Annotated in this window: 7 protein-coding genes and 1 rRNA gene; all 8 read right to left on the bottom strand. The window is 70.4% G+C overall.

All coding sequences use genetic code 11. The features are described from left to right. Window positions 1-198: 198 nt before the first annotated feature. Window positions 199-297, bottom strand: a complete 99-nt coding sequence (locus IF655_RS23745; protein WP_003948845.1) for a 30S ribosomal protein bS22 — start codon at window positions 295-297, stop codon at window positions 199-201. Window positions 298-429: 132 nt separating this feature from the next. Further along, complete coding sequence (locus IF655_RS23750) at window positions 430-633, bottom strand: helix-turn-helix domain-containing protein (RefSeq protein WP_199587125.1); 204 nt, start codon at window positions 631-633, stop codon at window positions 430-432. 129 nt (window positions 634-762) lie between these two features. Beyond that, window positions 763-1,578: a phosphatase gene (locus tag IF655_RS23755; protein ID WP_199587126.1), complete on the bottom strand. Its 816-nt coding sequence runs from the start codon at window positions 1,576-1,578 to the stop codon at window positions 763-765. 121 nt (window positions 1,579-1,699) lie between these two features. Further along, the gene (locus IF655_RS23760; RefSeq protein ID WP_199587127.1) at window positions 1,700-2,872 is read right to left on the bottom strand and encodes an acetoin utilization protein AcuC; all 1,173 of its coding nucleotides are present in this window, start codon (window positions 2,870-2,872) and stop codon (window positions 1,700-1,702) included. Continuing rightward, window positions 2,823-4,034 (bottom strand): MFS transporter, encoded by a 1,212-nt coding sequence (locus IF655_RS23765; RefSeq protein WP_199587128.1) that lies wholly within the window; start codon window positions 4,032-4,034, stop codon window positions 2,823-2,825. Before IF655_RS23765 ends, IF655_RS23760 begins: the two co-directional genes overlap by 50 nt. A gap of 112 nt (window positions 4,035-4,146) precedes the next feature. Next, window positions 4,147-4,929: a VC0807 family protein gene (locus IF655_RS23770; protein WP_242488899.1), complete on the bottom strand. Its 783-nt coding sequence runs from the start codon at window positions 4,927-4,929 to the stop codon at window positions 4,147-4,149. Window positions 4,930-5,021: 92 nt separating this feature from the next. After that, window positions 5,022-5,666, bottom strand: coding sequence for an HAD family phosphatase (locus IF655_RS23775; RefSeq protein ID WP_199587129.1), 645 nt, complete (start codon window positions 5,664-5,666; stop codon window positions 5,022-5,024). A gap of 74 nt (window positions 5,667-5,740) precedes the next feature. Continuing rightward, window positions 5,741-5,857, bottom strand: a 5S ribosomal RNA gene (gene rrf / locus IF655_RS23780). Between the last annotated feature and the right edge of the window lie 143 nt (window positions 5,858-6,000).

Consider the following 6,000-nt stretch of genomic DNA (forward strand, 5'->3'; position numbering starts at 1 on the left):
GACCTCGCGCGAAACCCGGCTCTCCGCTCGCGTTCCCCGTGTGCGGCCAACCTATCGGGTCGGTGTTGCGCCACGATGACCACACGGCACCGGACATGCCGAACGGCTCCGGACTGCCGAACGGCTCCGGACATGCCGGTGGCCCTCCGCCCGCACAGGGACGAAGGGCCACCGACCGCGCTTTCGCGGCGCGTCGCCTTACTTCTTGTTGCGACGCTGAACGCGCGTGCGCTTGAGCAGCTTGCGGTGCTTCTTCTTCGCCATCCGCTTGCGCCGCTTCTTGATAACAGAGCCCACGACTACCCTCGCTCACTTCTCATGACTCGGTTGTTGGGCGCCATGGGCCCATACGACCTACGAGGGGACAGCCTACCCGCCCGGACGCCAGGGTCGTAATCGAGGTCTTCCGGGAAGATCGCGAGGGCGCCGTCAGGCCGTTTCCACCCCCACATAGCTCTCGCGCAGATACTCGTGGACCGCCTGCTCCGGGACGCGGAAGGACCGCCCCACCCGGATCGCGGGCAGATGACCGCTGTGCACCAGCCGGTACACGGTCATCTTCGAGACTCGCATGACCGAGGCGACTTCCGCCACGGTAAGGAACTGAACCTCGTTCAGAGGCCTCTCTGCCATGACACACCTGAACCTTCCGCACTCGACGGCCACCGGCTTCCCCTTCCGGTGACTCTTCGTCGTTGCGTGCTCACTCCCCAATGTAGGGGCGGGTGATGCGAGTGGGGAAGAGGTGGACGCATCGGCGGCCTACTGTGACAGACAGGCCCGTTTGAGTACGTAGCGGGTGAGCGGGCGGTAGTGACTAGACCGCACGGCGTCGTCAAGCGGAACGACGACGGACACCGTCCCCTCCGCCTCGCCGACGAACGGCGCGGGATCGTCGGAGTCGGCCAGACCGATCGCCTCGAACCCGAGCTGACCTGCGCCGCAGACCCACCCGTGGTCCCCGACGACCAGCCCGGGCAGCGGCTCGCCGGACTCCGCCAGAGCGTCCAGCGCGAGCCGAACCGGCAGCGGGGAATGGCTGTGCGCACCCGGCTCACGCCCCGGGCGCCCGCCCCCCGCTTCCCGCACCAACGCAACACCTCGTACGTAGTCGAGGCGGTGCGTGCGTAGACCGAACCGGGTCAATATGTCGACACAACGACCCTGCGCCGGAGTGAGCACAACACATCCCGCCGCCGACATCGCCGCCGCCAATCCGGCGTAGAAACCGAGCAGCGCACCCGGATGCCCGGTGCCGAACAGCACCGGCACACCCCGCCGCACCGCCGCCCGCAGCCGCCCCGCGAAGGCGTCCAGCGCGGCCAGCGTCCGCTCCGGGTCGATCACATCGGAACCCGAGACACACCCCGGGTCCGCCGACACCCCGCACCGCTCCGCCATCAGCGCCAGCACCTCGCGCGACCCCCAGGACCGCACGGGATCGAGCCCGAGCAGCGCGCGCGGGTCGCACGCGGCGAACAGCCGGTAGCGGCGCAGGCTGTCCTCGCGCGCGGTGGCCACCTCACCGGCGAGCCGGGCGGCCAGCAGGTGCGCCCGCAGGGCACCGGTTTCCGACACGGCAGCGATGGTGGCCCACGCACGCCGCCCCGGCGACCGGAACGGCGAAAGACCGCACGGTCGGCCTAACGCCGAGCGCCCCCACCGGACACGGCCGACGAGCCCGCCCGGCACCCGCCGGTCACGGCAGCAGCCCCCGCAGCGGAAACGCGGACCGCCGCGTCGCCAGCACCGCCTGGTCGAGACGGTCGGCCGGGTCGTACCCCGCCGACCAGTCCCTGTAACCCACCGGCCAGCGCCCGTCCGTCATCCGCTGTGGTCCCAACTGCCGTGTCCGCGCGTACACTTCCTGCCGCCAGCCCTCCGGGATCACCGTCTCCGGATCGATCTCCCGCCCCGCCGCGATCCCCACCAGATGCGTCCAGGAGCGCGGTACGACCTCCACCACCGCGTAACCGCCACCGCCCAGCGCGAGCCACTTCCCGTCGGCGTACGCGTGCGCCAGCTCGTGGCACGCCACCTGCACCGCCCGCTGCGCGTCCAGCGACACCGCCAGATGCGCCAGCGGGTCCTCGAAGTGCGTGTCGGCGCCGTGCTGCGAGACCAGCACCTGCGGGCGGAAGTCCGCCAGCAGCTCCGGCACCACCGCGTGGAACGCCCGCAGCCACCCCGCGTCCCCGGTCCCGGCAGGCAGCGCCAGATTCACCGCCGTGCCCTCACCCGCCCCGGCCCCGGTCTCCTGCGGCCAGCCCGTCGCCGGGAACAGCGTCCGCGGATGCTCGTGCAGCGAGATCGTCAGCACCCTGGGGTCCTCCCAGAACGCCGCCTGCACCCCGTCCCCGTGATGCACGTCCACGTCCACGTAGGCGACCCGCTCGACGCCCAGCTCCAGGAGCCGGGCCACCGCCAGCGCCGCGTCGTTGTACACACAGAAACCCGCCGCGCCGCCCGGCATCGCGTGGTGCAGCCCGCCCGCGAAGTTCACCGCGTGCTCCGCCTCACCCCGCCACACCGCCTCCGCCGCCGCCACCGACTGCCCCGCGATCAGCGCCGACACCTCGTGCATCCCGGCGAACGCCGGATCGTCGACCGTCCCGATCCCGTACGACCCGTCCGCCCCGCGCGGATCGGCGGAAGCCGCCTTCACCGCGTCGATGTAGTCCTCGCGGTGCACCAGGCGCAGCGTCGACTCCCCCGCCGGACGCGCGGCCACGATCTCCAGCTCCTTGTCGAGCCCGAGCGCCGACACCAGCCTCCGGGTCAGCTCCAGACGCACCGGAGCCATCGGATGGTCCGGGCCGAAGTCATAGCCCGTTACTGCCTCGTCCCACATCAACTGTGCGCGGCCGCTCATGCCCGCCACCGTATCGGTCGCCTCCCGGCCCGAACGAGCGGGCGTACACCGTGGTGACCAGCACCAGAGCCATCGGCACGAGCATCGCCCCGCGATAGCTCCAGGCGTCCCCGAGCGCCCCCACCAACGGCGAACCGACCAGGAAACCGACGTAGTTGAAGATGTTGAGCCGCGCGATCGCCGCGTCCGACCCGCCAGGGAAGAGGCGCCCGGCGGCGGCGAAGGTCTGCGGCACCAGCACACACAGCCCGAGCCCCACCAGCGTGAACCCGAGCATCCCCGTCCACGCCCCCGGCGCCGCCGCGACCACCACGAACCCGCCCGCCGCCACCAGCGCCCCCAGCCGCACGACCGCCACCGCCCCGAGCCGCCGCACCCCGAGATCCCCCAGGGCGCGCCCGACCAGCGTGGTCACCATGTACACGTTGTACGGCACGGTCGCGAGCTGCTCCGAACCGCCGAGCACGTCCTTGACGTACTTCGCGCTCCAGTTGGAGACCGTCGAGTCCCCGATGTACGCGAACGTCATCACCAGACACAGCGGCAACAGCACCCGGAACGCGACCCCGCCCCCCGCTCCGTCCGCCTCCCCCGCCGACCCGCTCTCCCCGTCGACGTACCACCGGCTCCCCACCAGCGTCGCGGGCAACAGCACCAGGACCACCGGGAGATACGACACCCACAGCGCCAACTCCCAGTGCGCCCCCGCCCAGGCGAGCGACGCCCCGAGAATGCCGCCGAGGCTGTACGCCGCGTGAAAGCTCAGCATGATGCTGCGCCCGTACGCCCGCTGGAGGCTCACTCCGAGCATGTTCATGGAGGCGTCCAGCACCCCCACCGACAGCCCGAACACCCCCAACGCGAGCGCCAGCTCCGCCACTTGGTCCCCGGCGCCGACACCGAGCAGCGCCAGCAGCACCACCGGCTGGGACCAGCGCAGCAGCCGACTGGGCCGTATCCGCCGCACCAGCTTCTCGGTGGCTACGCTCCCGCACCCGGCGAGGATCGGCACGGCGGCGAGGAAGACGGGCAGCAGCGCGTCGGAAACCCCGTACCGCTCCTGCACGGCAGGGATGCGCGTCACGAGCAGGGCGAAGGCGACGCCCTGGGTGAAGAAGCCGAACGCCAGCGAGGCCCTGCCGCGCCGCAGCACATCCGTCATGGCGGCGAGCGTAGGGCCCCGGGACGCGCAGGGGTAGATCCGGCCAAAGATGAGTTCTGCTCATCTTCGACCGGACCGGGGGTCACTGACCGGCTGTCGGCCGGACGCGGAGTCAGGCGGCGACGGCGGTGACCTGCGCGGCGACGGCGGACTCGGGGCTCACGGGCGTCTCGGGGGTCTTGGGGGTCTTGGGGGTCTCATCGACCTCGCCGACCTTCTTCGCCTCGTCGGCGAGGAGGTGCTCCATCGGCCCGGCGGCGACGGCGCCGCTGACGAGGAACGCCAGGACCATCACCCCGGCCATCAGCACCCCGCCCAGCCACACCATCGTGTCGACGGGGATCGTGTACGCCCCCACCACCCGCGCCACGCACTCGACCAGCAGCGCCACGCCCCACACCACGGAGAACGCCCGCTCCTTGCGCCGGAAGTCCGCCGCCCCGGACGCCGCACCCGACACCAGCCGCTGCCAGGCTGCCTCCTTGGCCGCGTCCCCCTTCACCAGGAACGGCTTCATGCCCTCGGTCATCATCGGCCGCCCGAGCGCCACGGAGACCAGGATGCCGATGGCGACCGTGCTGCTGACCGCGCCGTCCTTGGCGAGCATCAGCCGCGGGTCGCCGGAGACGAAGCTGAGCGCGAGCCCGACCACGTTCACGGTCAGGATGAGGAGCGCGAGCGCGTTGGCGGTGCGCTCCCGCACCAGGCTCCACACGGTCCGCGCGGCGGGCACCACGCTGCTCCAGGCGAGCGCGGCGAAGGTGCTCATCCCGAAGGCGTCCTTCAGGAGGTAGTACGCGCCGAGCGGCACCGCCACGTCCACGAGCAGCGGCTTGAAGTTCTCCAGCGCACTCGGCTGCTGGTTCCGACCCTGGTTCCCCGTCGTCTTCGTCATGCCCTCAGCTTCGCGTCCGAGGGGCATCCGGCAGTAGAAACGATCGTCCGGAGGTCCGCATGACAATTGTCAGTCCGTGAGCGGTGCCGACGTCATACCAGCAGGTCGGCCAACTCGCCCATGCTGGAAAAGAGTTGACTGGCGCCGGTCAGCCTCTCGGCCGGGGTCATCGCGGTGAACCCGTACACGTCCATCCCGGCTGCCACAGCCGCCTGGACGCCCAGCGGGGAGTCCTCCACGACCAGACACCGCTCGGGCGCGACCCCCATGCGCTCGGCGGCGTACAGGAAGAGATCCGGCGCCGGCTTGCCCCGCCCCACGTCCTGCGAGCTGAAGACGCGCCCGTCCTCGAACCACCGGTCGAGCCCGGTCGCCCGGTGCCCCACCCGGATCCGTTCATGGCTCCCGGAGGACGCCACGCAGTACGGCACCCCGTCCGCGGTCAGCTTCTCCAGCACGCCCTCGACCCCGGCGACGGGCCGCAACTCCCGCTCGAACGCGGCGAAGACCCGCGCGTGGAAGACGTCGTCGAAGTCCGCGGGCAGCCGCTGCCCGGTCCGCTCCAGGACCAGGTCGTGGATGCGGTGCATGGCCGAGCCCATGTAGTCCCGGATGGAGTCCTCGTACGACGTCGGGTGCCCCAGCTCGGTCAGATAGGCGGCGAGGTACCGGTTGGAGATGGGCTCGCTGTCCACGAGGACACCGTCGTTGTCGAAAAGGATGAGGTCGTAGCGCATATACCCGAGCCTATAAAGGTCCGTAAACGCAGAAAACCCCCGCACCAACGGTGCGGGGGTTTTCCCTAAAATTTGTTCGGCGGCGTCCTACTCTCCCACAAGGTCCCCCTTGCAGTACCATCGGCGCTGTGAGGCTTAGCTTCCGGGTTCGGAATGTAACCGGGCGTTTCCCTCACGCTATGACCACCGAAACACTATGAAACTGTTTCAGCCGAGCCATGTGTGGCACATGACTGCTGTTCGTGGTTTCAGAACCAACACAGTGGACGCGAGCAACTGAGGACAAGCCCTCGGCCTATTAGTACCAGTCAACTCCACCCGTTACCAGGCTTCC

This window comes from Streptomyces sp. DSM 110735 (assembly GCF_016482685.1).
Classification (GTDB): domain Bacteria; phylum Actinomycetota; class Actinomycetes; order Streptomycetales; family Streptomycetaceae; genus Streptomyces.

What these genes read in the sequence shown, in the direction of transcription:
- IF655_RS23770 (WP_242488899.1), bottom strand. Translation starts at nt 4,929, where the DNA reads ATGACGAAGACGACGGGGAACCAGGGTCGGAACCAGCAGCCGAGTGCG.
- IF655_RS23775 (WP_199587129.1), bottom strand. Translation starts at nt 5,666, where the DNA reads ATGCGCTACGACCTCATCCTTTTCGACAACGACGGTGTCCTCGTGGAC.
- IF655_RS23765 (WP_199587128.1), bottom strand. Translation starts at nt 4,034, where the DNA reads ATGACGGATGTGCTGCGGCGCGGCAGGGCCTCGCTGGCGTTCGGCTTC.
- IF655_RS23750 (WP_199587125.1), bottom strand. Translation starts at nt 633, where the DNA reads ATGGCAGAGAGGCCTCTGAACGAGGTTCAGTTCCTTACCGTGGCGGAA.
- IF655_RS23760 (WP_199587127.1), bottom strand. Translation starts at nt 2,872, where the DNA reads ATGAGCGGCCGCGCACAGTTGATGTGGGACGAGGCAGTAACGGGCTAT.